This is a genomic window from Parasphingorhabdus marina DSM 22363, from assembly GCF_900128895.1.
In the GTDB taxonomy this organism is placed as follows: Bacteria; Pseudomonadota; Alphaproteobacteria; order Sphingomonadales; family Sphingomonadaceae; genus Parasphingorhabdus; species Parasphingorhabdus marina.
This window is the reverse complement of sequence record NZ_FSQW01000001.1, coordinates 1,228,797-1,251,817: the sequence shown is the minus strand read 5'-3', so window position 1 is coordinate 1,251,817 and position 23,021 is coordinate 1,228,797. Positions and strand designations below refer to the sequence as shown.

Here is a 23,021-nt window from a genome sequence, read left to right as displayed (position 1 = left end):
CCTCGATCTGGTCGCAACTTGCGACGGTCCAAATGCCGTTACTGGCGGCCGGCAATTTCCTTTTCCGGTTTCTTTTGCTTTTCCTTTTGCTGCTCCCTGATCAGCCAGGGTGCACCTTCATCTGCGTGATAGTCATGACACATGGCGCAACTCGACGGAACATCCGATGCGGTTTCAAATTCGCCGCCATGGCATTCGCGGCAGGTCTTGATCCCGGGCAACAGCAGATCCCGCGCCTCCTTCGACGTGGTGGCATTGTGGCAGGACGTACAATCCTCGTCATTATGCGCTTCGTGACTGAACCAGCCCTTGTGCATGTAGCGATCGGTCTGGGTCACCGGCTTGATGCCGTAATCGACGCTGCCCCGGGTCGCCGGCGGGACAATGCCATGACAATCGAAGCAGGCGCCGCCCCGGGAAAATACTTCTTGTATGGCAAGATTGGCGCGGGTGGGCCGGAACCGGACCGCCCGGGCATAGTCGCTGGCGACGCGGGCATCATTGGCTTCGCCCGGACGCCGGCGTTTCATGCCGCCAAGATTGATCGGCCGCGTCGGTCCGGTCGCGCGGTAATAGGCCCGCAGGTCCGCGCGCACCATTTCGGGTTCGCCGTGGCGCAGGGTCCGGATCGTTCCGCCGATTTCGTCAAAGGCGAGACTGTGACACATCGCGCAGTCTTCCTGCATGTCGACCGGCTTGAACCGGACACCTTCCGAATCGGGTGTATGGCAGTCGGCACAGACCAGCGACGGTCCGAATCCGAATTTGGCTGACAGGCGCCGGCCCATCTGGGCGACACCGCCGGTCTTCGACATGTGGATGTCGTGCGGAAATTTCAGACCATTGTCCTCGGTCGGCTTCTCATCCAGCGAAATCCGCTTGCGCGGCGGGTTTTTGCCGCCCGGCTTGAGCAGGAGGGCGGGCCGGAACTGGGGATGGGCGATGCCAAAGTCCGATGCGTTTTCCAGTTTTGTATCGGTCAATCTCGTGTCCAGTCCGTCATGGCAATCGGCGCAGAATTTTTGCGCGGTGGGTTCCATAGCACCGGCGCCCTCATGCTCGGTGTGACATTCGACACACCTGCCGCGTGGCTTGTTGAAAGCAGCGGCAAAGGCGGCGCCCACTCTGGCAAATCCTTCGGGATCACCCATGGAGGTCAACAGACGATCGGGCGCGGCATGATCATGCGCATCATCCTCGTGGCAGGTCATGCAGGCGGTATCGGTCACCGTCACAAAGGCGTCGACATGACAGGCCTGGCAATCCCCTTCCAGCGCATGATGGGCATCGCTGAGCGCACCGGAGGACCACATTGTGTCGGCATGGAACTGGTCCGGTCGCTCTTCCACACCCCGATAGGTGGCCCAGGTGTAAATGGGCCAGATGAGGAATGCGACCAGGACCAGGCCGACGAAACTCCACGCGCTCATGCGCTTGCCAGGCAGCAGGCCTTTCAGCGTATACAGCGCGCCTTCTTCCCGCTCCGCGGCGGAATCCGACAGCGCTTCGACCCGCTTGACGGTCAGGATGATCCCGTCATCCTCGCGGCTAACCGAAATCACATGGCCGCCAAATCCCAGCTCGGCACCCGCAGACGGATCAATGGTCGCCGAAATCTTGTCGCGCCCGTCGACCGAGAATTTCTGGCCGGACGTGCTGTCTATTTCGATCGTGCCGTCATCCAGCTGGCGGATCACCGCATGTTCCGGATTGACCGCGAGGTCAGGCAAATGGATCGCACTTTCGGCGTTGCGGCCGACGACAATCTCCGGCTCGCTGAACGGATTGGCGCGGATGATTTCCCGACCATCGGCGGTAACAGCGATCTGGCGAACGATAAATGTCATGCGATTATCTCCCGCCTACCAGTAGAAAAAGACACTGATGATATGCGCCGACAGCGAAGCGATCAGCGCAAAGGTCATCGGAACATGTACGAACAGCCAGACCTGGAGCATTGCCTTCAGTCGCAGATGCCGCCGGACCCGGGCCAGCGTGGCTTCCTTTTTCTGGAGCAGCGCATCAACCTTGTCGAGCGGATCGTCTCCCCCCATGCGAGGCTGATAGGCGCGCTCCCGCCTCAGATCAGCCTGCGCACGGCGGGTCTCGCAATTGGGATATTTCCCGGAAATGCGACGGAAGAAACCACCGCCAAATGGATCCTGTTCAAGAGACTGCTGCACCAGGGCGGCATGTTCTGCCGACAGCGGCTGCGCGGCCTCATGGAGTTGCCGGTCGAGCGAGCGCAAATTTTCCAGCATTTCGGTCTCGGTCATCTCGTCGCGATTATCGGACAAGGCCTGCGGGATGGTGGCATAGAACCAGATCCCGAAAATGCCGGAGATGATCACGATCATCATGAAGGCATAGGCGGCGGTGTGAATGTTCCAGCCAAACTGGAACCCGGTATGCAGCGTGCCAATGACGATCAGGCTGAGGCCAAGATAGATATGCGCCGAGGTCCACGCCTTGAGCGACCAGCTGCCCGGCGTCATCGCCCGCTTGCGCACGCCCAGCATGGTCAGCCACAGGATCAGCAGCGCGCCAATGGTCCCCAGTGTATAGCCATACCAGCTGCCCCCATTGTGTCGCGGTGACACGTCGATGAAGAGATAACTGACAATCGACACCAGCATAATCGCCGACGCGATCTTGAGCCAGCGATAGCCGGCATGCCTGAGGAAACCGTCATGCATGGCGACGGTTTTGCGGGACACGTCACCGGGAACAGGAACAGATGCCATTATGCGTCCTCCTGCTCGAGCTTGGCGACGGTCAGGAATTCCTCCGGAGCGACGCGGATGGCGGCACCGGTCGGACAGGCGCGGACGCAAGCGGGACCGCCATTAATTCCGGCGCACATGTCGCACTTGATCGCCTTTTTGGGTTTCTCGACCGCCGGATCACTATTCTCCGCGACCCAGTTCTTGTCCGGTTCGCCCGGTCCCGGGCCAAAACCGAACAGCAGCCAGTTCAAGATCCCCGGTTTTTTCGGCGGTACCTTGTCCATCCGGATCACGCCATAGGGGCAATAGCGCTGGCAATTGCCGCATCCGATACAGGTGTCATCAATAAACACCTCCCCGTCGGGCCCGCGATGAATCGCATCGGGCGGGCAATCCGACATGCAGTGCGGATGCTCGCAATGGCGGCAACTGGTGGGAACGTGGAGATGCGCGTAGGTCCGTCCCGCCTCGCGGTCGAGACGGCTGAGACCCTCATGGCTGTCCGCACAGGCCTTCTCGCAATTGTCACAGCCAACACAGAGATTTTCGTCGATCAGCAACACATCGGTTGCCTCGCCAATACCGTTGTCGACCAGGAAGTTGGCAACCCCGCTATACATGTCGACAACCCCGGAAAAGCTGTCCTTCTTGGCCTCGACAAAAGCATTCACGTCCTGACGCGAGGCCATGTCTTTCTTCGCCCGGGCGAGCAGGTCGGGATGCTGGTCGAGCACTTTCTTGAAGGCATCGCCAACAATCCTGATCACTTCCGACTTGATCGCGGCTTTCACGGTCGCGGTCCGGACACCGCCGGCGATCAGCGTCATCTCCCCGACATAGGAGCCCGCAGGCAGATAGGAGAGGAAGACCGGCTTGCCGCCAATTTCCTTTTCCACCACCATCGAGCCGACGCGGATGACATAGATGTCATTGCCTTCATCGCCCTCGTTGATGATGGCCTCCCCGGCGCGAACATTCATGATTTCGCTGGTGTCGACGACCTCTGCAATATCTTCCCTGGTCAGGCCGGAACCGAACATCTGCAGCAATTGCCGCTCGGTCGAGATCCGGGTAATCGCCCGTTTGGCTGCCGGAACCGAGGCTTGCAGTTTCAGCGCAGCCGTCCGGGAAATTTCCACGACGATCAGGTCTTCTGCCGCGCGAATGGTTGCCCCGCGCCGCCGGCCGGAGATCAGTCCCACTTCGCCGAATATCGAGCCTTCCTCGATCGACACTGTCACCGATGGGTTGTTCGGATCGATCTCGACCGCAACCGACCCCTGACCAATGGCGAACAGTGAACTGCCCGGTTCGTTCTTTTCGAAAATCACTTCGCCCTTGCGATATTGCCGGGGCTCGCTGTCGAGCATGAATTCCCGCATCTGCAGCGGCGACAGCTCGTTGAGAATGGTCACATTCTCACGGAAAAATTCCAGCCAGTCATCGACCGAGCGCCCCTTTGGCAGCACGCTGAATTTCTCCTCCAGGATCGGTTCATCGGCCGGTTTCAGATCTTCGTTGCCGTTGATAAATTCAATGACATCATAGCCCTGGTTCATGCAGTGCTTGATCAGCGGATATCCGGCGAGCGCACCGATAACATAAATACCCGTCTTGGTGCTTTCAAAAGCCGGCGAGAGCTTGGGATAGGCCTCGCGGTCCTCGCTGGTAAACTCGATCCCGCATTCCTCGACAAATTTCCGCGGTGGTGCCGAGCCCATGCGGGCGATGATCCGGTCGCACTTGATGGTTTCCTGCCCGTCGCGGGTCTCGAGAACCAGCTCGCCATCCTTGACCTCGGCCGGCGTGGTTTCGGTCCGGACATCGACCTTGCCCTGCTCGCCCGCCTCCATCAGCAGCTTGACATTGGCCTTCTTGGCCCGGGCAAATTCGGGCGAGCGGTTGAGGATCGTCACGATATTGTTCTGTGCGGCATCGGCGGCGAGGCCCAGCGCATTCTCGATTCCCGCATCGCCCGACCCGATCACGGTGATATGCTCGTCATAATATTCGCCGGGATCATCCAGCTGATATTGCACCAGCTTGTTGTCGCCGCCGGGACAGCGCATCAGATTGGGATTGCCCTGGGTACCGATCGCCATGACAATCGTCTCGGCCTTGACCGTTTCGCCGCTTTTCAGCGTGATGGTGAAATTGCCTTCGTCGCCTTCGATCTTCACCGGCTCGGCATTATACTGGACATTGACCCCGCAAGCGGCGGTCTGTTCGTCCCAGACGCCGAGGATCGCCTCACGCTTGCCGGCGTCGAAATCCATGTCGGAACGCAGCACCAGCTGGCTGGGCGTTGCCATGACATGCTTGCCCTTCTGATATTTGAAAATCGTGTCGGAGAGATGATCGGTCTTTTCGAGCAGGACATGTTTCAGCTTGAGCTGTGCCGCACGGCCAGCAGCGCTCATGCCCGCGGGACCGGAACCGACAATGGCAACTCGATATACGTCTGACACGCGCTTGCTTCCCCCTCTTGCCCTTTCCGACCAACGCTCCCTCATGCGTTATTGCGACCGGATCCAGCAATCTTTTCGGCTTTAGCGCGACCCCAAAAGACCTGATTAACCATCATCTTACCAAAAAGTCTTTTCAATGCCAGTGCTAAATATCACCGCGCCGCGGCGGCATTCCGGGCATCGCCGCGAGCCAATAATTCGCTTGTCAAAAGGACGGTCTTGTCCAAAAAGACGCAATCGAAATGCGGGTCGCACCGACGGGAGAGACTATGAGCGAGCCAGAGATGTCCAAGGACAGTCCTGCAAAATCGAAGGACAATATCGGCCGTATCGCGCTGATACTGGCGGGAATTCTGGCCGTCGGCGCCGTCGGCGTGCAGGTGTATCGCAGCACAGCCGATGACGAAACCCCGGCATCGGTCGCCTCGGTGCAAACCGGGGAAGAGGCGCCGAGCGTCAATGAAGTGATCGCGGGCCTGGAAAAGAAGCTGCAGGACAATCCCGACGACGCCGAAAGCTGGCGAATGCTGGGCTGGAGCTATTTCGAGACGCAGAAATTCGCCGAATCCGCGACCGCGATGAAACGGGCGACCAGTCTCGACCCGGACAATCCGGAATATTGGTCGATGCTTGGCGAGGCGCTGGTCATGTCGAGCGACGGCACCCAGGTTCCGCCCGATGCCGCCAAAGCGTTCGACAAGGCGCTGGCGCTCGACAAGACAGATCCGCGGGCGCGCTATTTCCTCGCGGTCCGCAAGGATATTGCCGGTGATCATCAGGGCGCGATCAACGACTGGTTCGCCCTCCTTGAAGACACGCCGGCCGACGCACCCTATGCCGGGGATGTCCGCCGCGTCATTGCACAGGTTGCCGAGAAGGAAGGCATCGATGTCGCTGACCGGCTTGCCAAAGTGACCCCGGCCGCGCCGACTGGCGGCATGTCCACTGACGGTCCGGCTGTCGCCACCGCCGCCATTCCCGGGCCCAGCCGGCAGCAGATGCAGGAAGCGGCGAGTCTGCCGCCCGGTCAGCAGGAGGCGATGATCGCACAGATGGTCGACGGCCTCGATGAGCGTCTGAAATCCAGTCCGGACGACCCCAATGGCTGGATCATGCTGATGCGCAGCCGCATGCAGCTGGGCCAGACGGTCCAGGCCCAGCAGGCCCGTGACCGGGCGCTGGCCGCGTTCAAAAATGACGGAGCGGAAGCCAAACGGATCCGCGAAGCCGCCGCGGCACTGGGGATCGGGGGATGATCATCCCCGGAACCCTATTTCTCCTTGCGGCGCGATTCCGGATGCAATGACGTCCCCAGAATATGTTCGGCATTGTGGAGGATGTGCGAGGTGTTCCCGACAATCAACGGATCGGGCTCCTTGACGATCTTGCGATCTTTTTCCGGATAATCAATATTGCTGAGAAAATGCATCATGCAATTGATCCGGGCGCGCTTCTTGTCGTTCGATTTGACAATGGTCCAGGGTGCGTCGGCGGTGTCGGTATAAAAGAACATCGCCTCCTTGGCCTCGGTATAATCATCCCATTTGGCAAGACTGGCCTGGTCAATCGGTGACAGTTTCCAGCGCTTCAGGGGATCGGTCTTTCGCGCGTCGAAGCGCAGGTGCTGTTCATCCTGGGTCACGGAGAACCAGTATTTGAACAGCCGGATTCCCGACCGTACCAGCATCCTCTCGAGCTCCGGCGCCTGTCGCATGAACTCAAGATATTCCGCAGGAGAACAGAAACCCATGACCCGTTCCACACCCGCGCGGTTATACCAGCTGCGATCATAGAGCACGATCTCGCCCGCAGTTGGCAGATGTTCGACATAGCGCTGGAAGAACCACTGCCCCTTTTGTTTCTCGGTTGGTTTGGGAAGCGCCACAACCCGCGCGCTGCGGGGATTGAGATGTTCGGTGAAGCGCTTGATCGTGCCCCCCTTGCCCGCTGCATCCCGGCCTTCGAACAGCAATATGAATTTCTCGCCCCTTTCCTGCGCCCAAAGCTGTACTTTCAGCAATTCGGCCTGCAGCTTGGCCTTCTTGTTTTCATATTCCCTCTTGGACATTTTCTTGTCGTAGGGATATTTGCCCTGCTCGAAAGTCTCGCGGATCAGATCCTTGGTCACCTTGGGAAATCTGGCTGGTTTGTCCTTTTCCAGATCCACGACGGGTGGCGCCGCCTGCACCGCTTTCGGCGCGCTCTCGATTGAACCATTTCCTGATGACTGTTTCATGTACCTTCCCCTGCACGGTTTATGTAAACCGTGAGTCTAACCACCCGTCAGGAAACGCACATTGATACAGATCAATGGCAAGATTGAACCCGGGCCAGTGCAGGAAGATCGATATTACGCAGACTTTCCCGGGACTGGATCGCTCACTCCACCGCCAGGCCGTCGATAAACGCGTGAATAATCGGTTCGAGTTCTTCGAAGGCAAAGCCGGCTTCGACTTTCAGTGCGGCGCCATCGAGCATTGAGCTGACCAGCTCGACCATCGGCTGCAAAGGCAATGGCTTGATTGCGCCCTGGTCGAGCGCCGCCTGCAAACCCTGTTTCAGCGACAGACGCGTGTGGCGGTCTTCTATTTCCAGCAGCTCTTTCTGACCGAGGACCGCCGGTCCCTCAATAAGGATCGTGCGCGCGCGGCCCTGAGAGGTAATCGAACGCACAAAAGCACTGGACCCGGATTTGAGCATGTCGAGAGCCGTGTCCGCCGCCTGTGATCCCCGGTTGATATCCTGACCCACAGCCGCGCAATCCTGCTCTACCACGGCCCGCAGCAGGTCGGTCTTGTCCGCGAAATGATGATAGAGAGCACCGCGAGTCACGCCGGCAGATTTGACGATCTCGGGAGTCGAAGTGGCCGCAAAACCCTTTTCGACGAACAATCTTTTTCCCGCCTTGATCAATAGCTTGCGTGTCTTTTCGGTCCGCTTGGCATTGGAGATCGCCTTTTTCTCTTGCATACATACAGCCTGTTTGTTACCTATCACTCAACATACAGACTGTATGTATAAAAAATGGAAAGGAAAGGCAAATGAAAACCACCAGCTATTATCCCGTCATCCAGGTGCGCGATGTGCAGGCCAGCGCGAAATTCTATGTCGAAAATTTGCGCTTCAAGGCCGTCTTCGACAGCGACTGGTATGTGCATCTGCAGTCGGAGGAAGACGAGACTGTCAATCTTGCGATACTGCAGTTTGACCATGAAACCGTGCCGGCGGAGATGCGCCAGCCCACCCAGGGTTTGATCCTCAATTTCGAGGTCGAAGATCCCGATGCCTGGTTTGATCGCGCCTGTGGGGCCGACCTGCCGATCCTCAAGCCGCTTTGCGACGAGGAATTTGGCCAGCGCCATTTCATCACGCAGGACCGGGACGGCATTCTGATCGATATCATCAAGCCGATCCCGCCATCGGCCGAGCATGCCGCCGGCTATGCCGATCCGGATGCGGTCGCCGCCTGATTGCAACCCTCAACCCGACCGAAAGGAAATCCCATGACCATACCAAGCAAAACCCGCGCAGCCCTGTTCGCTGTCTGTGCAACATTCACGCTTGTCACGGCCCTGCCCGCCCTGATGATCCCGCCCATGGTCTGAACCATGGACGCAACGAAAAACGCCCGGCCTCCGCAGGCCGGGCGCCTCTCCCACGAGCTGAAGGTCCAGTTCATCCTTACAGCTTGATCCCCAGACCGACACCAACCACCAGCGGATCCAGATTGATCCGGACACGCTGGGTACCGGCGGCCGTCGTATTCAGCCGGGCGGTGGTGTCGATATCGATATATTTCACATCGAGATTCAGAAACACATTGTCGTTGAGCGGAATGTCGACCCCGACCTGCGCTGCCCAGCCGAAACTGTCGCTGAGCCGCACGGATGTGGGACCAACCGCTGCCTCAAGGGCATTGGTCGCGTCTTCATTCCAGAACACGGTATAGTTGATCCCGGCACCGACATAGGGACGCACCTTGCCTTCGGGTGCAAAATGATATTGCGCGGTCAGGGTCGGCGGCAACACCCAGGTCGAAGCCAGCCGGCCAATGCCGCCAGTGGTGCCGGTGACGCCCGAAGCGCTATGCTTGGTTGTCGCAGCAATCAGTTCAAAGCCGATATGGTCGGTGGCCATATAGGTGATGTCCACTTCTGGCATGAAGCTGTTGTCGACACTCACTTCCTCACCCGGGAAGGCGGGGAGGATGGAGCCGCTGTCCTCGTTGGGCATGACATTAATGCCGCGGACGCGCAGCAGGATATCGCCCTGTTCGGCGCTTGCCGGAACCGATGTCAGGGCCATGGCGGATACCGCGGCCAGGCTCAGAATTCTCGTTATGTTACGCATGGATCTCATCCTTTTCACTCTGTTTCGCAGGTGCGATACAAAGCGAAATGACGCCGCGCATTGATCCAGCGCAACAAGAGTTTTGACCTATGTCAAAACGAAAGGAATTAGCCTCGTGTCAGCGGAACAGGGGCTCGCCAAAGCTGCGCAATTTCCGGCTGTGCAGGGTCCCGGCATCGGCCTCCTGTGCGAGCAGGTCAATCGTCCGCATCCCGATCGCAAGATGCTGGCCGACCCGTTCCTGGTAAAAGGCGTCCGCCATTCCGGGCAGCTTGATCTCGCCATGAAGTGGCTTGTCCGAAGCACAGAGCAGCGTGCCATAGGGGACGCGGTAGCGATAGCCATTGGCGGCCACGGTGGCTGACTCCATGTCGATGGCGATCGCGCGCGACTGGTTGAGACGCTTGGCAATCTGCTCGAAACGCAGCTCCCAGTTCCGGTCGCCGGTAGTGACCACAGTGCCGGTCCGCAAATGCTGTTTGAGATCGGAATGGTCGATCCCGGTCTCTTCCTGCACCGCCCGGGTCAGGGCCAGCTGGACTTCCGCGATGGTTGGCAGCGGGATGGACGGCGGCAGCACGTCATCGAGAACATTGTCGTCGCGCAGATAGGCGTGCGCCAGCACATAGTCACCGAGCCGCTGGGTCCGCCGCAACGCGCCGCAATGACCGATCATCAGCCAGACATGCGGCCGCAGCACGGCGAGATGGTCGGTTATGGTTTTCGCATTGGAAGGGCCGACCCCCATATTGACCAGGGTGACGCCGGGTCGGCCATCCTTGCGTACCAGATGATAGGCCGGCATTTGCGGGGGTTTGGCGATCGGCGGGCAGGATGGCACGCCGTCAGCACGGGTGATGCGATTGCCCGGCTCGACCAGCATTTCTGCATCACCGGTCGCGACTTCGGCCAGACCATGTTCGATAAACTCGTCGACATAGCGCTGATAGTTGGTGAACAGGATGAAGGGCTGAAAATGCTCCGGATCGGTTGCGCAATAGTGCCGGATCCGGTGCAGGGAATAATCGACCCGCTCGGCGGTGAACAGCGACAAGGCCGAATTGGAACCATCACCGAAAATCTGGCCGCCATCGACGATATCGTCGTTGGTCGCGATCAGATTGGGTGTGTGAAAATGATTGGGCAGCGCATCCTTGCGCTCGCGTTCCAGTCCGCCGCCGGCATTTTCGATGGCAAAGGCCAGCGGAATCGGGGTATCGGACAGTCCGACGCGGATCTTGGCGGTGAAAATGCGATTGATCCGGGCCAGCTGGTTGGTCAGATATTGCCGGTACAGGCCCGGCTGGCTGATCGTTGTGCTGTAGCAGTTTATGTCGGAAATCCGGCCGGAGGCAAGGTTGCTGGTCTCGGTGGCCTGATCAGCGGGGATCTCGACCGAAATCATCGGATAGACGCCCTGATCGGTGTCGTCGCTGGCGAGATCACCCTCGGTATAGCGGCCAAAACGGGCCGTGATCATTTCTATTTGCTGCTGGTAAAGTTCTTCAAGTCGGGCGACAGCCTCTTCCGGGCTGTCGCAAAGCGCCAAGGTCTGGCGGGGTTCGTCAATTGTCATGTAGTCTCCGTTAACAGTTACAGGCCTGTAACGGAAAATCGGCCAAAAGGGAAAAACTAAGTTCTCGACAGTTCCAGAAACCGGACCGCATCGAGATATTCGGCGCGCTTTTTCTCGCGCTTTTGGGCTGCGACCTCATCCTGACCCCATTGTTGTTCCTGCCAGAGCTCTTCGAGATTGGCCAGCGACCAAAGGTCATCGACAGCCACGGAATTCTCGATCAGCGCCAGCACCCCGACCAGCGTTCCGGTCAGCCCGGTCAGCGCCAGCATAGCTGCCAGGGCAAAATCATCCTGGGCATGGACCGCGTCTTCCAGCCGCTGCAGCGTATTGTCCGGTTGCGACTGGTGCATGATCCCGTGAATCAGGACGAAGCTGATATCATAGCGTTGCCGCGCCCAGTCGAGCAGCGGATCCCATTGCTGTGCCTGCCAGTCAACCAGCGCCCGCTGATTGTCGTCGCCACGAAAATAGAGCATGTCGCTGTCCGCAAATCCGGCCACCCGGGCGGCGATCCGGTCGCGCTCCCGTGCAACCTGATCCAGCGCGCCCTGGGCCAGTCCGGTCAAAGGCATTTGCGTCGAATCGATTTCGTCTTTCTGCCCGGCCCATTCATCACAAATGGCCTTGGCCAGATCGGCGGTCGGCAGTTCCAGCGCGTTGCGTGCAGGTGTTTTGACCGGCCGCCCATCGAGCTCGACCAGAAATCCCCCGGTCGTGGCCGAAAAACCGGTTGTCTTGTAGAACCGCTTCATCGCTCCGGGCGATCCTCCGGTCGCTTGCCAGCGAGAAACTCGTCGCGCTCCGTCTGAAACATTCGCCGGATGACGACTGGCAGGATCACGAGATCGACGATCCCGACAAAGGCCAGAACATAGCCGATCATCGGATCGAGATTGCCGACAAAACCGAAGGCCATGGCGAGGCCGCCGACGAGAAGGACGAGACCGAGCGATCGCACCGCAAACAGGACTGTTTGCATGCTCGCTCGGCGTTGCTGCCTGGCCTTGCGTTCTTCCGGCTTCGTCATGACGTTCCCTTTTCCTCCGGCTGACTGTCTGCCGCCGCCTCCGCCCGGGCCGTTTCCTCTTCCGCCACCCGGGCTTTTACATACATGCGGACCATGACCAGCGGGATGACAAGCATCTGGACCAGCCCGATCACCGCGAGGACATAACCCGCGAATGGCGGCACCGGGGGCAATCGGCCCAGCGAGATGGCGATCCCCAGCATCAATATCGCGACGCCGAGCAACCGAATGATGCTGATCGTGAAATGCAGCGCCCTGGCCTGCTTTTCCTTTTCCGGATCGGGAACATAGGCCGCTTCCTCCGATGCGCTTTCGTCCGTCAGCTGGTCTTTGTCGCTCATCGCAGCAGAGCCTCCTGCAATTCTTCCATTGTCGCGGCGACCAGTTCGGCACCGGCCGCGATCAGCTCGTCGGCATTGTGATAGCCCCAGTCCACGCCCAGTGCCCGGACCCCGGCATTGTTTCCCATCTCCATGTCAAAACTGGTGTCCCCGATCATCACTGTCGTTTCCTTCAGCGCGCCCGCTTCCGACATTGCCAGATCGACCATTGCCGGATGCGGCTTGGACGGATGGCGGTCCGCGGTCTGGAGCGTGACAAAGCGATCCTTCAGACCGTGATTTTCGAGCACATGGTTGAGCCCGCGGTCAGACTTGCCGGTCGCCACACCGAGTACCCACCCGGCAGCGTCCAGCTGGTCGAGCAATTCCGGCAGACCGTCATAAAGCGGCTCGTGCACACCGCCCGCCTGGCGCATTTCGAAAAAGCCTTCCTTGTAGCTGTTTGTGACGTCTTCGATCAGCCGTTCGTCATCCTGATCCGGCAGCAGACGTCGCACCGCTTCCTGGAGGCTGAGGCCCACAATCCGCCGGATCAGATGGCGGTCGGGTGCCGCCAGCCCGTGCTTTTCAAACGCATGCTCCATCGACAGGCAGATATTCGCCTGGCTGTCGACCATTGTGCCATCGCAGTCAAAGAGAGCCAGCCGGTTCATTTCGGTGCAAATTCCCGCATCATGTGCGCCACCGCCCGGCGCCCCTGATCTTCCAGCGCCCTGGCAGCATTCTCAATCATCTCCGCCGGCTTGTTCTGGCTGAGCTTGACGGTCGGGCGCCAGGCGAGGATTTCCATTTCGAAACCGGTAATGGCGCCAACCATTTTTTCGAACCGGTCGCTGTCCATCTTGTCCCGGTGCCAGGGCTCCTTGGGAGCCAGGCGGCCCTCGTTGACGGCGGTCACATCGTCAAGCAACGCGATCAGTCCCTCGCGCTCCATCTTGCGCACCGGCCCTTCAAGCTCGAGCGCAACATAATTCCAGGTCGGCACCTGATCACCGCCGCCATACCAGTCGGGACTGACATAGGCGTCGGGTCCGTTCACGACGCAAAGGGCGGTGCTGCCGGGCAGCGATCTGGACAGTGCATTGCCGCGAGCCAGATGGAACTGCAACGCGCCATCTCCGGTGGAAAAGACCGGGACATGCGCCACGCGTGGTCCGTCCGGTGTGGACGCGAAAATCATCCCGAAGCCGATATTGGCGATCAGCGCCTCGAGCGCAGCGCGTTCATCGGCATCATCCTGGTCATGCGCAGTTTTGGGCCAGCGGAAAGCGGGATTGGGATGCATCAGCGTTTCCTCTGCTTCGCCTTGTGCGGCAGCGCTTTCTTGTGAGACGCCTTGCCGGCGGAAGGACGCGGGCGTTTGGAGGGTTTCCCTGCCTTGACCGGTTTGCCGGCCTGCTCGCCCCGCGCGCGCCGTTCGCCCCGCTTGTCCTTGCGGATCTGCTTGGCATGCGCCCGGCTCTTCTGTTTGCGCACCGCTTTGCCACCGGGGGCTTTTTCTTCGAGCGGCAGGTCACCGATCGACAGGTCCAGACCGAGATTCTCTACCGTTTCGGCAAAATGTTCGGGCAGATCGGCCTTCACGTCAAGCTTGTGGCCATCCGGATGGTCAATCTTCAAACGCCGGGCATGCAGATGCATCTTGCGGCTGATCGCGCCGGTCAGGAAGGCATCCTTGCCGCCATATTTGCCGTCGCCGACAATCGGATGGCCGATTGCCGCCATGTGCACACGCAGCTGATGCGTCCGTCCGGTAAAAGGCTGTAATTCGACCCAGCAGGCGCGGTTGCCGGCCCGTTCGATGATCCGGTATCGCGATTTCGCCGGCTGGCCATTTTCCTCGTCGACATGCATTTTTTCGCCGCCCGAACCTGGCTGTTTGGACAGCGGCAAGTCGATCATGCCATCGGCAATTTCGGGAACGCCCATGACTATCGCCCAGTACACCTTGCGCGCGGTCCGGCCTGAAAAGCGTTTGGAAAAGAAGGACGCAGCCCCTGCCGAGCGGGCGAGCAAAATTGCACCACTGGTATCCTTGTCGAGGCGATGTACTAGTTTTGGCCGCGTTGCCGCATCAAATGTCAGCGCATCCAGCAGGCCATCGAGATGGGTGCTGGTCTTGCTGCCGCCCTGCGTCGCGAGACCCGGTGGCTTGTTGACGACTATCGCCGCCTTGTCTTTGTGGATCACCAGTTCCTGCGCAAAGGCAATTTCGTCTTCGCTCAATTCCTTGCGCGGTTTGGGCACCCGGCCGGGGCGCTCGATTTCGGCCGGCGGTACGCGCAGCACCTGTCCTGCCACAATACGGTCACCCGGACTGACCCGCTTGCCGTCGAGCCGCAACTGGCCGGTCCGCGCCCAGCGGGAGATCATGTTGAACGGAATATCGGGCATGTTCCGCTTGAACCAGCGGTCGACGCGAATATCCTCGTCATCAGCCGAAATCGTGAACTGCCGGACATCCAGAGACTTCAGCGCCTGTTTCTGCTCCTTGCGATCGCCTTGCGGCTTTTCGGCATCGGAGCCGCTATCGGCGGTCGGATCAAATTTGCTCATGCCACCGTCCTGACCACCAGCAGCCCGGCAAACAGCGCCGCGACCGATCCGGTCACGGACAGCAGGGCATATCCGGCCGCCACGCCCCAGTCCCCCCGGTCGATCATGTTCATGACCTCAAGACTGAACGCGGAAAAGGTGGTGAACCCGCCGAGCAGCCCGACCCCCAGCAAGAGCCGCCAGCTTTCGCCGGTGATGGAATCCCGTGCCAGGACGCCGACCAGCACACCCATCAGAAACCCGCCCAGCAAATTGGCCGCGAGTGTACCATAGGGAAAGCCCGGCCCGGCCCAGTGCAGCAGCAGCCGGCCAAGATGATAGCGGGCCCCGGCACCAAGTGCGCCACCGGCCATGACAAGAAGGGTTGCATTCATTGCGATCCGCCTTAGTCGGCCTCGTCCGATTTTCCAAGCAGATCATCCGTCAGCCACAAGCGGATGGCCGTCGCCAGCCCCGGTGGTTCGTCTGCTTCGAGGCGTGCGACATCAATCCGTGCAACCAGCGCGTTCACTGGCAGAGACCGGACATCGGCGGCCTGCTTGAGCAGATCCCAAAAGAGCGGTTCCAGAGTAATCGATGTCTGATGGCCGGCGATGGTCACGCTGCGCTTGACCGGCGGATGGAAAATGTCTGGCCGGGTTTCGTCTAAATCCATCCCGACATTTCCCGCCGGATCAAGGTCTCGAGCATGTTGATGCTGCCTTCGCTGGCATTCAGGCAGGGAATATAGGCAAATTTCTCGCCGCCGGCTTCGGTAAACTGTTCCTCGCCCCGGATCGCCAGTTCTTCGCAGGTCTCCAGACAGTCGCTCGAGAAACCGGGTGCAAATATCGCGACGTTTTTCTTCCCCTGCCCCGGCAGCGATTCGAGAATCGTGTCGGTCGCCGGCTCCAGCCATTTCGCCGGACCGAAGCGCGACTGAAAAGCGATGGTCAGTTCCCTGCCCATCGCCTCGGACAAAAGCCGCGCGGTTTTCTGGCAATGGCAGTGATAGGGATCGCCCAGCTCCAGTGTGCGCTGCGGCATGCCATGGAAACTGGCAATAATCGCGTCCGGTTCAAAGTCGAGAGACGCAAGCCCCGCTTCGACGCTGTCCTTCAGCGCGGCAATATAGGCGTCATCATCATGATAGGGCGGCAGAAACCGCAAGGCCGGATGCCAGCGCATGGCCGCAACTGCATCAAATACTGCATCATGCACGCTGGCCGTGGTAGCACCGCTGAATTGCGGGTAAAGCGGCGCGACCAGAATGCGTTCACAGCCGGCATCCTTGAGCCGGTTAATCCGGCTGGCGACAGACGGATTGCCGTAGCGCATCGCCCAGTCCACCATCACGCCCTCGCCCAGCCTTTTTTGCAGCGCATGGGCCTGATCCCGGGTATGGACAGCCAGCGGCGAACCTTCCTCGGTCCAGACCAGACTGTAGGCTTCCGCCGACTTGCGCGGCCGGGTATTCAGGATGATACCGCGCAAAATCGGCTGCCAGACGATCGATGGGATCTCGACCACCCGGCGATCCGACAGAAACTCCTTCAGATAGCGTCGCACCGACCGCGTATCCGGCGCATCCGGGGTGCCCAGATTGACCAGCAACAGGCCGGTTTTGCCAAAAGCCACTTTGGGATGGTCCGCGGGCAGGGTTGTGGTCTGGTCAGAGATGGTCGTCATGCCTTAGCTGGCCTCGGAAAACAGGGGCAATTGCCGGAAGCGCACACCCGTAGCAGAGAACAGCGCATTGGCAATGGCTGGCGCGACGGCCGGAACACCAATTTCCTCCACCCCGGCCGGCTCCTCTTCGCTCTTGATAAACTCCACCTGCACATCCGGGACTTCCGCCAGTCGGGGAAGAGAAAGATCCCGCAACCGCTTTGCGACCGGCAAGCCATCCTCGAACCTGGTCGAGGCGCCCATCGCCATGGCGAGGCCAAAGACGATGCCGCCCTCAATCTGCTGCCGGGCAATGTCCGGGTGAATGATCCGGCCGATGTCGACCGTTGCGGAAATCCGCCGGACGCTCAGCCCGCCCTCTCCGCGGGTGGCGCTGGCAATAACCGCGATATGCGCGCCATGCATCATGTGACAGGCAATGCCCTGCCCGCTGCCATCAAGTCCGCCATCCCAGCCGGCCATCGCGGCCACGCCGGTCAGACAGCGCGCGAGGCGCGGCTGACCGGTCAGCATCTGCATGCGATAGGACAGCGGCTCGACCCCGGCCCGGCTGGCCAGCTCGTCGATGAAGGATTCCACAAAAAACGCGTTGTAGCTGCTTGCATTGCTGCGCCAGTTGCCGGTCGGCACCCCGACATAGGCGGGGTGGTGGTCGACCGTGACATTGGGGATATTGTAGGGAATTTCCGCTCCGTCTAGCGCCCGGGAATCGGGTTCGCCCAGAGTGTCCTGCATCGCCTCGGTCATCGTTGCGCCGCTGAAAAGGCGTTTGCTCTGTTCGCGCGCGGCGGCAGGAGCGGCCACTTTCACCTGCAGCGCCTGAATGCGCCCGGCTTCGTCGGTTGCGGCATCCAGCCGGGCATGGGCCGGGGCCCGGTAATGGCTGTGCATCATGTCCTCGGCCCGCGACCAGGTCAGCTGAACCGGCCGCTCGAGCTGCTCTGCGATGACGGCGATCTGCGCTGCGATCGTGCAATCGAGATTGCGTCCGAACGATCCGCCCGACAGCATGGGGTAGAGCGTGACCCGCTTTTCGCTGATGCCGATCGCCCGGGCGGCGGTCGCAATCGCTGCAACCGGCGCCTGGGTGGCGAGCCAGATCTGCAGGCGTCCGTCCTTGTAATCCGCGGTGGCTGTCTGTGTTTCGATCGGCGCGTGAACGGCAATATCTGCCTCGTACAGCGCCCGCTTGCTGATATCTTCCTCGAAAACCGGCGCCGTATCCCCGCGAGACAAGAAGCGAACCCCCGGACCCGCGTCGAGTGCATCCTCCAGCGCGACGTTCATCTTGCCGCTGTCGGGCAACAGACCGCGCGTTTCGAAGACCGGCGCCATCAGGTCGAGCGCCCGGTTGGCCGCCCACCAGTTGGTGGCCACTGCCGCCAGCCAGCCGTCATTTTCGATTACCTCGACCAGCCCGATCACCTTGCTGGCCGCCTCGCGGTTGAAGGATTTCAGCGACGTGTCTCCGACCGGTCCCTGTCGCAACGAAGCATAAACCATGTCCGGCAGGCGTATGTCGCCGGCAAAATTGGCTGATCCGTCCAGCTTTGACGGCAGATCAAGGCGGGGCACATCCTGACCGACCAGATTATTTTCCGGGCTGGGCCGCAGCGGCACCGGATCGGGCAGCGACTGTTTCGCGGCATCATCCACCAGTTCGCCGAAGCGCAAGCTCTTGTCTTCATGCCGGACCAACCCGTTTTCAACGGAACAGGCTTCCCAGGCGATATCCCATCGCGCCGCGGCGGCCTTGCACAATAACACCCGGGCCGCCGCACCCGCATCACGAAAGCTTTGTTCATAGGCCGGGATGGTCGTGGAATCCGCCGTCACGATAAATTCGTTGCGCATCGCCACATTCGCGGCCAGCCAGCGCGCCGTTTCACTTTCGGTCATCTTGTCGGCACCGGCAGGCAGAATCGTCTCGGCCCACTGTTCGGCCAGCACGGTATTGGAATAAAGCGGGTTGACCGGTGCCGGTTCCACCGCAACGGTGCGCCAGTCCGCACCCAGCTCGCCGGCGAGGATCTGTGGCAGCACGGTATAGACCCCCTGCCCCATTTCACATTGCGGCACAGCGACCGTTAAAAGCCCTTCGCGGGAAATTTTCAGATAGGCCCCGAATATCTCTTCATTGTCGGCTGCGGTCAGGTTCGGCGCATAACTGCGCGGCCACAGCGCCCAGGCCAGCACCAGACCGGCTGCTCCGCCACCGCCAATGAGAATCTGCCGCCGGTTTAATTTCGGCAAGGAGAATGCGCGGGCCTTTTCCGCCGGCTGATCCTGCTCGGGAATCTCCGGTTCAGCTGTCATGCGCAGTCTTCAACAGCCCGAGCCTGGGAATTTCAATCTTGGGACATTTGTCCATCACTGCCTGCAGCCCTGCAGCTTCGGCCCGTTCCACCGCCGGACGGTTGATCACACCCAGTTGCAGCCACACCGAACCCGCGCCGATCGCAATCGCATCGTCGACCACCGGTCCCGCATTTTTGGAATTGCGGAAAACATCCACCATGTCGATCGGACCTTCGATGGCATCCAGCGATTCCACCACCGGGACACCATGCAATAGCTGGCCCGCCAGTCCGGGATTGACGGGGATGACCTCATAGCCCTGTTCAAGCAGGAATTTCATGATCCGGTTACTGGCCCGTTCCGGCTTGGCAGATGCTCCAACCAGGGCGATCCTCTGGACCTTGGTCAGGAGAGCCGCAATTTCTTCGTCACTTTCCAGGGGCATGATACCATTCCTTGTGCTCAACCGGGTCGTCAGGCGGCAGCCTTTTGATTATCCAACCACGTCACAAGCCGTTTGGCAATATCATGAAAGGCCTGCCCTTGCCCGCCGTCAGTGGCTGCGGGGGGCACGCCACCATCGCTGGCCTTGCGGATATCCATGTCCAGCGGCACCCGGCCGAGAAACGCCATGTTCATGGTCTTTGCCGCGGCTTCGGCGCCGCCCGCTCCGAACGGATCGCTGATCTCGCCGCAATGCGGGCAGGCATAGCCTGCCATGTTTTCGACCATGCCGATGACCGGTATCTTGGCCTGTTCAAACAGATCTACCGCGCGCACCGCATCCATCAGGGCGAGGTCCTGCGGCGTCGACACGATCACGGCGCCCACCGGCTTGTGATTCTGCATCATCGACAATTGCACATCACCCGTGCCTGGCGGCATGTCGACAATCAGCTCCTCGACATCGCCCCAGTGCGCATTGATCAGCTGCTCAAGCGCCTTGCCCGCCATCGGGCCCCGCCAGGCGATGGCCTGACCCGGTTTGGCGAGATGCCCCATGGACAGGACCGGGATGCCATATTCATTGGGTACGGGGATGAGCTGTTTGCCCTCCGCTTCCGGACGCTGGCCCTCGCAATTGAGCAGGCGCGGCTGGGACGGGCCGTAAATATCCGCATCGACCATGCCGACCTTGCGGCCGAGCGCGCGCATCGCAATCGCCAGATTGGTGGAAAGCGTGGATTTGCCGACGCCGCCCTTGCCGCTGCCCACAGCAATCAGACGGCGTTCGATTTTCTCTGCCGTCATTACGATATCAACCTTGGTCACCCCGTCCAGTTCGAGCAGGCGGCCTTTCACGGCAATTTCGATCTGCCCGCGGTCCCGGACGTCAAGACCGCTGACGTTGAGAACGAGCGATACCCGGCCGTCATCCAGTTTCACGGCACTGAACCGGCCATCTGCAACTTCGGCCAGAGCAGCTTCTATGGTGGAAATATCAGTCATTTGTTTCGCATAGTTGCACTTTTATCCGATTGACACTGTTTTTCTGGCATCGCGCTACCTATAAAGAAACCATGGACAAAAAAATTGACGGGCAGGCGCCCCAAAAATCGTTTCTGGGTTCGATATTCGGCATGAGCAATCCCTGGGGCAACGGCAATGGCGGTGGCGACGGAAATGGCGGTGGTCCTCGCAATCCGTGGGGCAATCCTTCCGGCGGATCATCCGGCGGTGGCGGCCGCAAGGGCGGCGCAACGTCCCTGGAAGAGCTTTTCAAAAAGGGCACCGGTGGCGGTTTCAAGGGCGGTATCCCGAAACGTCCCGGCGGTCGCTCCTGGTGGCCGATATTCATTCTCGGCTTTATCATTCTGTGGGTGGCGCTGACCAGCATCCACCGGGTGAGCCCGCAAGAGCGCGGCGTTGTCACCTTCTTCGGCTCCTATTCCCGGACCATGCAGCCCGGCCTGCACTTCTCGCTGCCCGCTCCCCTGGAACAGGTGAGCAAACTGGACGTGGAAGAAATTCGCACCATCGATATTCCAACCGGGGAATCAGAAAAGCTGATTTTGACCGGCGACCAGAATATTGTCGATCTCGCCTACTCGGTTCGCTGGAACATCAAGGCCGCCGAGCTGTTCCTGTTCCAGATTGCCGAACCGGAAGAAACCATCAAGGAAGTCGCAGAAGCCTCCATGCGGGCCGCGGTAGCGAATTTCACACTCGATGATACAATTGGCTCGGAACGGACCGAGATTGAACAGCAGGTGCAAACCACCATGCAGGCCCTGCTCGACGGCTATGGGGCCGGCGTGGTTATTCGCGGCATCGCGATCAAGAAAGCCGATCCGCCCGCCGCAGTGAACGACGCTTTCAAGGAAGTGTCTGCTTCGCAGCAGACCGCGCAAACCTTCCTCAACGAAGCCCGCGCCTATGCCCAGCAGCTGACCGCGCAGGCCCAGGGTGAATCCGCCGCCTTTGACAAGGTTTACGAAGAATATCGGCTGGCACCTCGCGTGACCCGCCAGCGCATGTATTATGAAACAATGGAGCGCGTGTTATCCGAAGTCGACAAGACGATTGTGGAGCCGAGCGGGGTGACGCCCTATCTCGCGCTTCCGGAACTGAAGAAACGGGCCGAGGCGGCACCGGCGGGAGACGGCCAATGATCAGCAGACTGATGCAAAACCCGGTTGCCCTTGCGGTCATCGTGATCGGCGGCCTGTTCATTCTCCTGAACACGACCGTGATCGTCCCCGAAACCCGTCAGGGTGTAGTCGTCCGCTTTGGTGAACCTGTCCGGATCGTGAACCGCTACCAGAACGGCATGGAATTCGGCCAGACCGGCGCGGGCCTGATTGCCAAGATCCCGTTTGCCGAACAGATTGTGTGGATCGACAAGCGCATCCTCGACGTCGAGATGGAGCAGCAACAGGTGCTGTCCACCGATCAGCTGCGCCTTCAGGTGGACGCCTTTGCCCGCTTCCGGATTACCGATCCGCTGCGCATGTTCATTGCGGCCGGTAACGAGGCCCGAGTCGCGGACGAACTGCGTCCGATTCTCGGATCTGCGCTGAGGAACGAGCTGGGCAAACGCCCCTTCGCTTCGTTGCTGACACCGGAGCGCGGCCAGATCATGGACAATATCCAGACCGGCCTCAATCGTGTCGCCCGTCAATATGGTGCAGAGATTGTCGATGTCCGGATCAAGCGCGCCGATTTGCCCGATGGCACGCCGCTGGAAAGTGCCTATCAGCGGATGCGGACGGCGCGTGAGCAGGAAGCCCGCACGATTCTGGCCCAAGGCCGGAAACAGGCTGCTATCATCCGCGCCGAAGCGGATGCCAGTGCTGCCCGCACCTATGCGGAAAGCTTTGGCAAGGATCCGGAATTTTACGACTTCTACCGGGCCATGCGCAGCTATGAAACCACCTTCCGGCAAGGTAATGACGCGAATTCCACTTCGTCCTTCGTGCTCTCCCCGGATAACGAGTATCTGCGCCAGTTCCGCGGCCGATAAGGCCTGATGTCCGCCAGCCGCGAGATTGTCGACGCCTTTTATACGGCTCTGGCCGAACTTGACCTCGAGCGGTTTGAAGCGCTGCATCAGCCGGATGTCGTCTACAATGTCTCGGGCAACACCATTATCTCCGGCCGCTATGACAGCTTTGCGGCGCTGAAAGCCGCGCTGCCGCTGATCTTTGACGCACTGGATTTCACCCGGTTTCGGTTTGCCAGCAAATGGAAGGTGATGAACGAAGGGCCGGACGGCATCACCGCGATCATGGAAGCGGAAGGTGTCGCCCGCAACGGGCAGCGTTACGACCAGCGCTATGTCCACATCTTCACCTTCCGCGAAGGGAAAATCGCCTCGGTCCACGAATTTTTTGATACCCAGCTGGCCAACGAATCTCTGGAATTTGGCAAGCAGAATCCCGTCTCGACGGATGGCGAATTCACGTTTTAGGTCTCTGGAACACAAAAAATTCCGTTATCGACTACAAATGTCGATTTTCGGCAAAAGTCCCACAAAATTCGACAAATCTGCGACTCCCGGCTTGCGAA

Annotated in this window: 24 protein-coding genes; 5 read left to right on the top strand and 19 right to left on the bottom strand. The window is 60.0% G+C overall.

The window, feature by feature from the left end; all coding sequences use genetic code 11:
* Positions 1–38: 38 nt before the first annotated feature.
* Genes BUQ90_RS06380 through BUQ90_RS06370 form a run of 3 tightly spaced genes read right to left on the bottom strand, consistent with a single transcriptional unit; the run spans position 39 to position 5,146 of the window.
* Positions 39–1,847 carry a cytochrome c3 family protein gene (locus BUQ90_RS06380; RefSeq protein WP_074204209.1) on the bottom strand — a complete coding sequence of 603 codons (1,809 nt, stop codon included), beginning with the start codon at positions 1,845–1,847 and terminating at the stop codon, positions 39–41.
* Between the two features lie 15 nt (positions 1,848–1,862).
* Positions 1,863–2,744, bottom strand: coding sequence for a hypothetical protein (locus BUQ90_RS06375; RefSeq protein WP_074204208.1), 882 nt, complete (start codon positions 2,742–2,744; stop codon positions 1,863–1,865).
* The gene (locus tag BUQ90_RS06370; protein ID WP_239447395.1) at positions 2,744–5,146 is read right to left on the bottom strand and encodes a cyclic nucleotide-binding domain-containing protein; all 2,403 of its coding nucleotides are present in this window, start codon (positions 5,144–5,146) and stop codon (positions 2,744–2,746) included. The genes BUQ90_RS06375 and BUQ90_RS06370 overlap by 1 nt, the downstream gene beginning before the upstream one ends.
* Before the next feature lie 317 nt (positions 5,147–5,463).
* Here BUQ90_RS06370 and BUQ90_RS06365 point away from each other — a divergent pair, with 317 nt between their 5' ends.
* Positions 5,464–6,450, top strand: coding sequence for a tetratricopeptide repeat protein (locus BUQ90_RS06365; RefSeq protein WP_084192519.1), 987 nt, complete (start codon positions 5,464–5,466; stop codon positions 6,448–6,450).
* A gap of 14 nt (positions 6,451–6,464) precedes the next feature.
* Here the strand turns inward: BUQ90_RS06365 and ppk2 are convergent, their stop codons facing one another.
* Together ppk2 and BUQ90_RS06355 are read right to left on the bottom strand one after the other, a co-directional pair.
* Complete coding sequence (ppk2, locus tag BUQ90_RS06360) at positions 6,465–7,430, bottom strand: polyphosphate kinase 2 (protein WP_084192518.1); 966 nt, start codon at positions 7,428–7,430, stop codon at positions 6,465–6,467.
* A 143-nt stretch (positions 7,431–7,573) separates the two neighbouring features.
* Complete coding sequence (locus BUQ90_RS06355; protein ID WP_074204206.1) at positions 7,574–8,164, bottom strand: TetR/AcrR family transcriptional regulator; 591 nt, start codon at positions 8,162–8,164, stop codon at positions 7,574–7,576.
* Positions 8,165–8,235: 71 nt separating this feature from the next.
* Here BUQ90_RS06355 and BUQ90_RS06350 point away from each other — a divergent pair, with 71 nt between their 5' ends.
* Positions 8,236–8,664 (top strand): VOC family protein, encoded by a 429-nt coding sequence (locus BUQ90_RS06350; RefSeq protein WP_074204205.1) that lies wholly within the window; start codon positions 8,236–8,238, stop codon positions 8,662–8,664.
* A 211-nt stretch (positions 8,665–8,875) separates the two neighbouring features.
* Here BUQ90_RS06350 and BUQ90_RS06345 read toward each other — a convergent pair whose 3' ends face one another.
* The 14 genes from BUQ90_RS06345 to BUQ90_RS06280 all read right to left on the bottom strand — a co-directional run bounded on the left by BUQ90_RS06345 (position 8,876) and on the right by BUQ90_RS06280 (position 20,462).
* The gene (locus BUQ90_RS06345; protein ID WP_084192517.1) at positions 8,876–9,544 is read right to left on the bottom strand and encodes an OmpW/AlkL family protein; all 669 of its coding nucleotides are present in this window, start codon (positions 9,542–9,544) and stop codon (positions 8,876–8,878) included.
* A 118-nt stretch (positions 9,545–9,662) separates the two neighbouring features.
* A complete protein-coding gene (locus tag BUQ90_RS06340; protein WP_074204204.1) occupies positions 9,663–11,120 on the bottom strand; it encodes an AMP nucleosidase in 1,458 nt (485 codons plus the stop codon).
* A gap of 56 nt (positions 11,121–11,176) precedes the next feature.
* Entirely contained in the window at positions 11,177–11,875 is a 699-nt protein-coding gene (locus tag BUQ90_RS06335) for an ATP12 family chaperone protein (RefSeq protein WP_074204203.1), read from the bottom strand.
* A complete protein-coding gene (locus tag BUQ90_RS06330) occupies positions 11,872–12,150 on the bottom strand; it encodes a hypothetical protein (RefSeq protein WP_074204202.1) in 279 nt (92 codons plus the stop codon). Before BUQ90_RS06330 ends, BUQ90_RS06335 begins: the two co-directional genes overlap by 4 nt.
* Entirely contained in the window at positions 12,147–12,491 is a 345-nt protein-coding gene (locus BUQ90_RS06325; protein ID WP_074204201.1) for a hypothetical protein, read from the bottom strand. The genes BUQ90_RS06330 and BUQ90_RS06325 overlap by 4 nt, the downstream gene beginning before the upstream one ends.
* Positions 12,488–13,144, bottom strand: coding sequence for an HAD-IA family hydrolase (locus BUQ90_RS06320; protein WP_074204200.1), 657 nt, complete (start codon positions 13,142–13,144; stop codon positions 12,488–12,490). The genes BUQ90_RS06325 and BUQ90_RS06320 overlap by 4 nt, the downstream gene beginning before the upstream one ends.
* The gene (locus tag BUQ90_RS06315; RefSeq protein ID WP_074204199.1) at positions 13,141–13,776 is read right to left on the bottom strand and encodes an FMN-binding negative transcriptional regulator; all 636 of its coding nucleotides are present in this window, start codon (positions 13,774–13,776) and stop codon (positions 13,141–13,143) included. The genes BUQ90_RS06320 and BUQ90_RS06315 overlap by 4 nt, the downstream gene beginning before the upstream one ends.
* Positions 13,776–15,047 carry an RluA family pseudouridine synthase gene (locus BUQ90_RS06310; RefSeq protein ID WP_084192516.1) on the bottom strand — a complete coding sequence of 424 codons (1,272 nt, stop codon included), beginning with the start codon at positions 15,045–15,047 and terminating at the stop codon, positions 13,776–13,778. Before BUQ90_RS06310 ends, BUQ90_RS06315 begins: the two co-directional genes overlap by 1 nt.
* Positions 15,044–15,421, bottom strand: coding sequence for a fluoride efflux transporter CrcB (gene crcB / locus BUQ90_RS06305; protein ID WP_074204198.1), 378 nt, complete (start codon positions 15,419–15,421; stop codon positions 15,044–15,046). The genes BUQ90_RS06310 and crcB overlap by 4 nt, the downstream gene beginning before the upstream one ends.
* An 11-nt stretch (positions 15,422–15,432) precedes the next feature.
* Positions 15,433–15,702 carry a ribbon-helix-helix domain-containing protein gene (locus tag BUQ90_RS06300; protein ID WP_074204197.1) on the bottom strand — a complete coding sequence of 90 codons (270 nt, stop codon included), beginning with the start codon at positions 15,700–15,702 and terminating at the stop codon, positions 15,433–15,435.
* Positions 15,693–16,715: a ferrochelatase gene (hemH, locus tag BUQ90_RS06295; protein WP_074204196.1), complete on the bottom strand. Its 1,023-nt coding sequence runs from the start codon at positions 16,713–16,715 to the stop codon at positions 15,693–15,695. Before hemH ends, BUQ90_RS06300 begins: the two co-directional genes overlap by 10 nt.
* A 3-nt stretch (positions 16,716–16,718) precedes the next feature.
* Positions 16,719–19,031, bottom strand: a complete 2,313-nt coding sequence (locus BUQ90_RS06290) for a xanthine dehydrogenase family protein molybdopterin-binding subunit (RefSeq protein WP_084192515.1) — start codon at positions 19,029–19,031, stop codon at positions 16,719–16,721.
* The gene (locus BUQ90_RS06285; protein WP_074204195.1) at positions 19,021–19,458 is read right to left on the bottom strand and encodes a CoA-binding protein; all 438 of its coding nucleotides are present in this window, start codon (positions 19,456–19,458) and stop codon (positions 19,021–19,023) included. Before BUQ90_RS06285 ends, BUQ90_RS06290 begins: the two co-directional genes overlap by 11 nt.
* Before the next feature lie 29 nt (positions 19,459–19,487).
* Positions 19,488–20,462, bottom strand: a complete 975-nt coding sequence (locus tag BUQ90_RS06280; RefSeq protein ID WP_074204194.1) for an Mrp/NBP35 family ATP-binding protein — start codon at positions 20,460–20,462, stop codon at positions 19,488–19,490.
* A gap of 71 nt (positions 20,463–20,533) precedes the next feature.
* Between BUQ90_RS06280 and hflK the strand changes: the two genes are divergently transcribed.
* Genes hflK through BUQ90_RS06265 form a run of 3 tightly spaced genes read left to right on the top strand, consistent with a single transcriptional unit; the run spans position 20,534 to position 22,923 of the window.
* Positions 20,534–21,625: a protease modulator HflK gene (gene hflK, locus BUQ90_RS06275; protein ID WP_420812009.1), complete on the top strand. Its 1,092-nt coding sequence runs from the start codon at positions 20,534–20,536 to the stop codon at positions 21,623–21,625.
* Between the two features lie 11 nt (positions 21,626–21,636).
* A complete protein-coding gene (gene hflC, locus BUQ90_RS06270; RefSeq protein WP_420812011.1) occupies positions 21,637–22,476 on the top strand; it encodes a protease modulator HflC in 840 nt (279 codons plus the stop codon).
* 6 nt (positions 22,477–22,482) lie between these two features.
* On the top strand, positions 22,483–22,923 hold the full coding sequence (locus BUQ90_RS06265) for a nuclear transport factor 2 family protein (protein WP_074204192.1): 441 nt from the start codon (positions 22,483–22,485) through the stop codon (positions 22,921–22,923).
* Positions 22,924–23,021: the final 98 nt, after the last annotated feature.

Bases quoted from the DNA above. Each gene is read 5' to 3' on its own strand.
- BUQ90_RS06380 (WP_074204209.1), bottom strand. From the start codon at position 1,847: ATGACATTTATCGTTCGCCAGATCGCTGTTACCGCCGATGGTCGGGAA.
- BUQ90_RS06375 (WP_074204208.1), bottom strand. From the start codon at position 2,744: ATGGCATCTGTTCCTGTTCCCGGTGACGTGTCCCGCAAAACCGTCGCC.
- BUQ90_RS06370 (WP_239447395.1), bottom strand. From the start codon at position 5,146: ATGAGCGCTGCTGGCCGTGCGGCACAGCTCAAGCTGAAACATGTCCTG.
- BUQ90_RS06365 (WP_084192519.1), top strand. From the start codon at position 5,464: ATGAGCGAGCCAGAGATGTCCAAGGACAGTCCTGCAAAATCGAAGGAC.
- ppk2 (WP_084192518.1), bottom strand. From the start codon at position 7,430: ATGAAACAGTCATCAGGAAATGGTTCAATCGAGAGCGCGCCGAAAGCG.
- BUQ90_RS06355 (WP_074204206.1), bottom strand. From the start codon at position 8,164: ATGCAAGAGAAAAAGGCGATCTCCAATGCCAAGCGGACCGAAAAGACA.
- BUQ90_RS06350 (WP_074204205.1), top strand. From the start codon at position 8,236: ATGAAAACCACCAGCTATTATCCCGTCATCCAGGTGCGCGATGTGCAG.
- BUQ90_RS06345 (WP_084192517.1), bottom strand. From the start codon at position 9,544: ATGCGTAACATAACGAGAATTCTGAGCCTGGCCGCGGTATCCGCCATG.
- BUQ90_RS06340 (WP_074204204.1), bottom strand. From the start codon at position 11,120: ATGACAATTGACGAACCCCGCCAGACCTTGGCGCTTTGCGACAGCCCG.
- BUQ90_RS06335 (WP_074204203.1), bottom strand. From the start codon at position 11,875: ATGAAGCGGTTCTACAAGACAACCGGTTTTTCGGCCACGACCGGGGGA.
- BUQ90_RS06330 (WP_074204202.1), bottom strand. From the start codon at position 12,150: ATGACGAAGCCGGAAGAACGCAAGGCCAGGCAGCAACGCCGAGCGAGC.
- BUQ90_RS06325 (WP_074204201.1), bottom strand. From the start codon at position 12,491: ATGAGCGACAAAGACCAGCTGACGGACGAAAGCGCATCGGAGGAAGCG.
- BUQ90_RS06320 (WP_074204200.1), bottom strand. From the start codon at position 13,144: ATGAACCGGCTGGCTCTCTTTGACTGCGATGGCACAATGGTCGACAGC.
- BUQ90_RS06315 (WP_074204199.1), bottom strand. From the start codon at position 13,776: ATGCATCCCAATCCCGCTTTCCGCTGGCCCAAAACTGCGCATGACCAG.
- BUQ90_RS06310 (WP_084192516.1), bottom strand. From the start codon at position 15,047: ATGAGCAAATTTGATCCGACCGCCGATAGCGGCTCCGATGCCGAAAAG.
- crcB (WP_074204198.1), bottom strand. From the start codon at position 15,421: ATGAATGCAACCCTTCTTGTCATGGCCGGTGGCGCACTTGGTGCCGGG.
- BUQ90_RS06300 (WP_074204197.1), bottom strand. From the start codon at position 15,702: ATGGATTTAGACGAAACCCGGCCAGACATTTTCCATCCGCCGGTCAAG.
- hemH (WP_074204196.1), bottom strand. From the start codon at position 16,715: ATGACGACCATCTCTGACCAGACCACAACCCTGCCCGCGGACCATCCC.
- BUQ90_RS06290 (WP_084192515.1), bottom strand. From the start codon at position 19,031: ATGACAGCTGAACCGGAGATTCCCGAGCAGGATCAGCCGGCGGAAAAG.
- BUQ90_RS06285 (WP_074204195.1), bottom strand. From the start codon at position 19,458: ATGCCCCTGGAAAGTGACGAAGAAATTGCGGCTCTCCTGACCAAGGTC.
- BUQ90_RS06280 (WP_074204194.1), bottom strand. From the start codon at position 20,462: ATGACTGATATTTCCACCATAGAAGCTGCTCTGGCCGAAGTTGCAGAT.
- hflK (WP_420812009.1), top strand. From the start codon at position 20,534: ATGGACAAAAAAATTGACGGGCAGGCGCCCCAAAAATCGTTTCTGGGT.
- hflC (WP_420812011.1), top strand. From the start codon at position 21,637: ATGCAAAACCCGGTTGCCCTTGCGGTCATCGTGATCGGCGGCCTGTTC.
- BUQ90_RS06265 (WP_074204192.1), top strand. From the start codon at position 22,483: ATGTCCGCCAGCCGCGAGATTGTCGACGCCTTTTATACGGCTCTGGCC.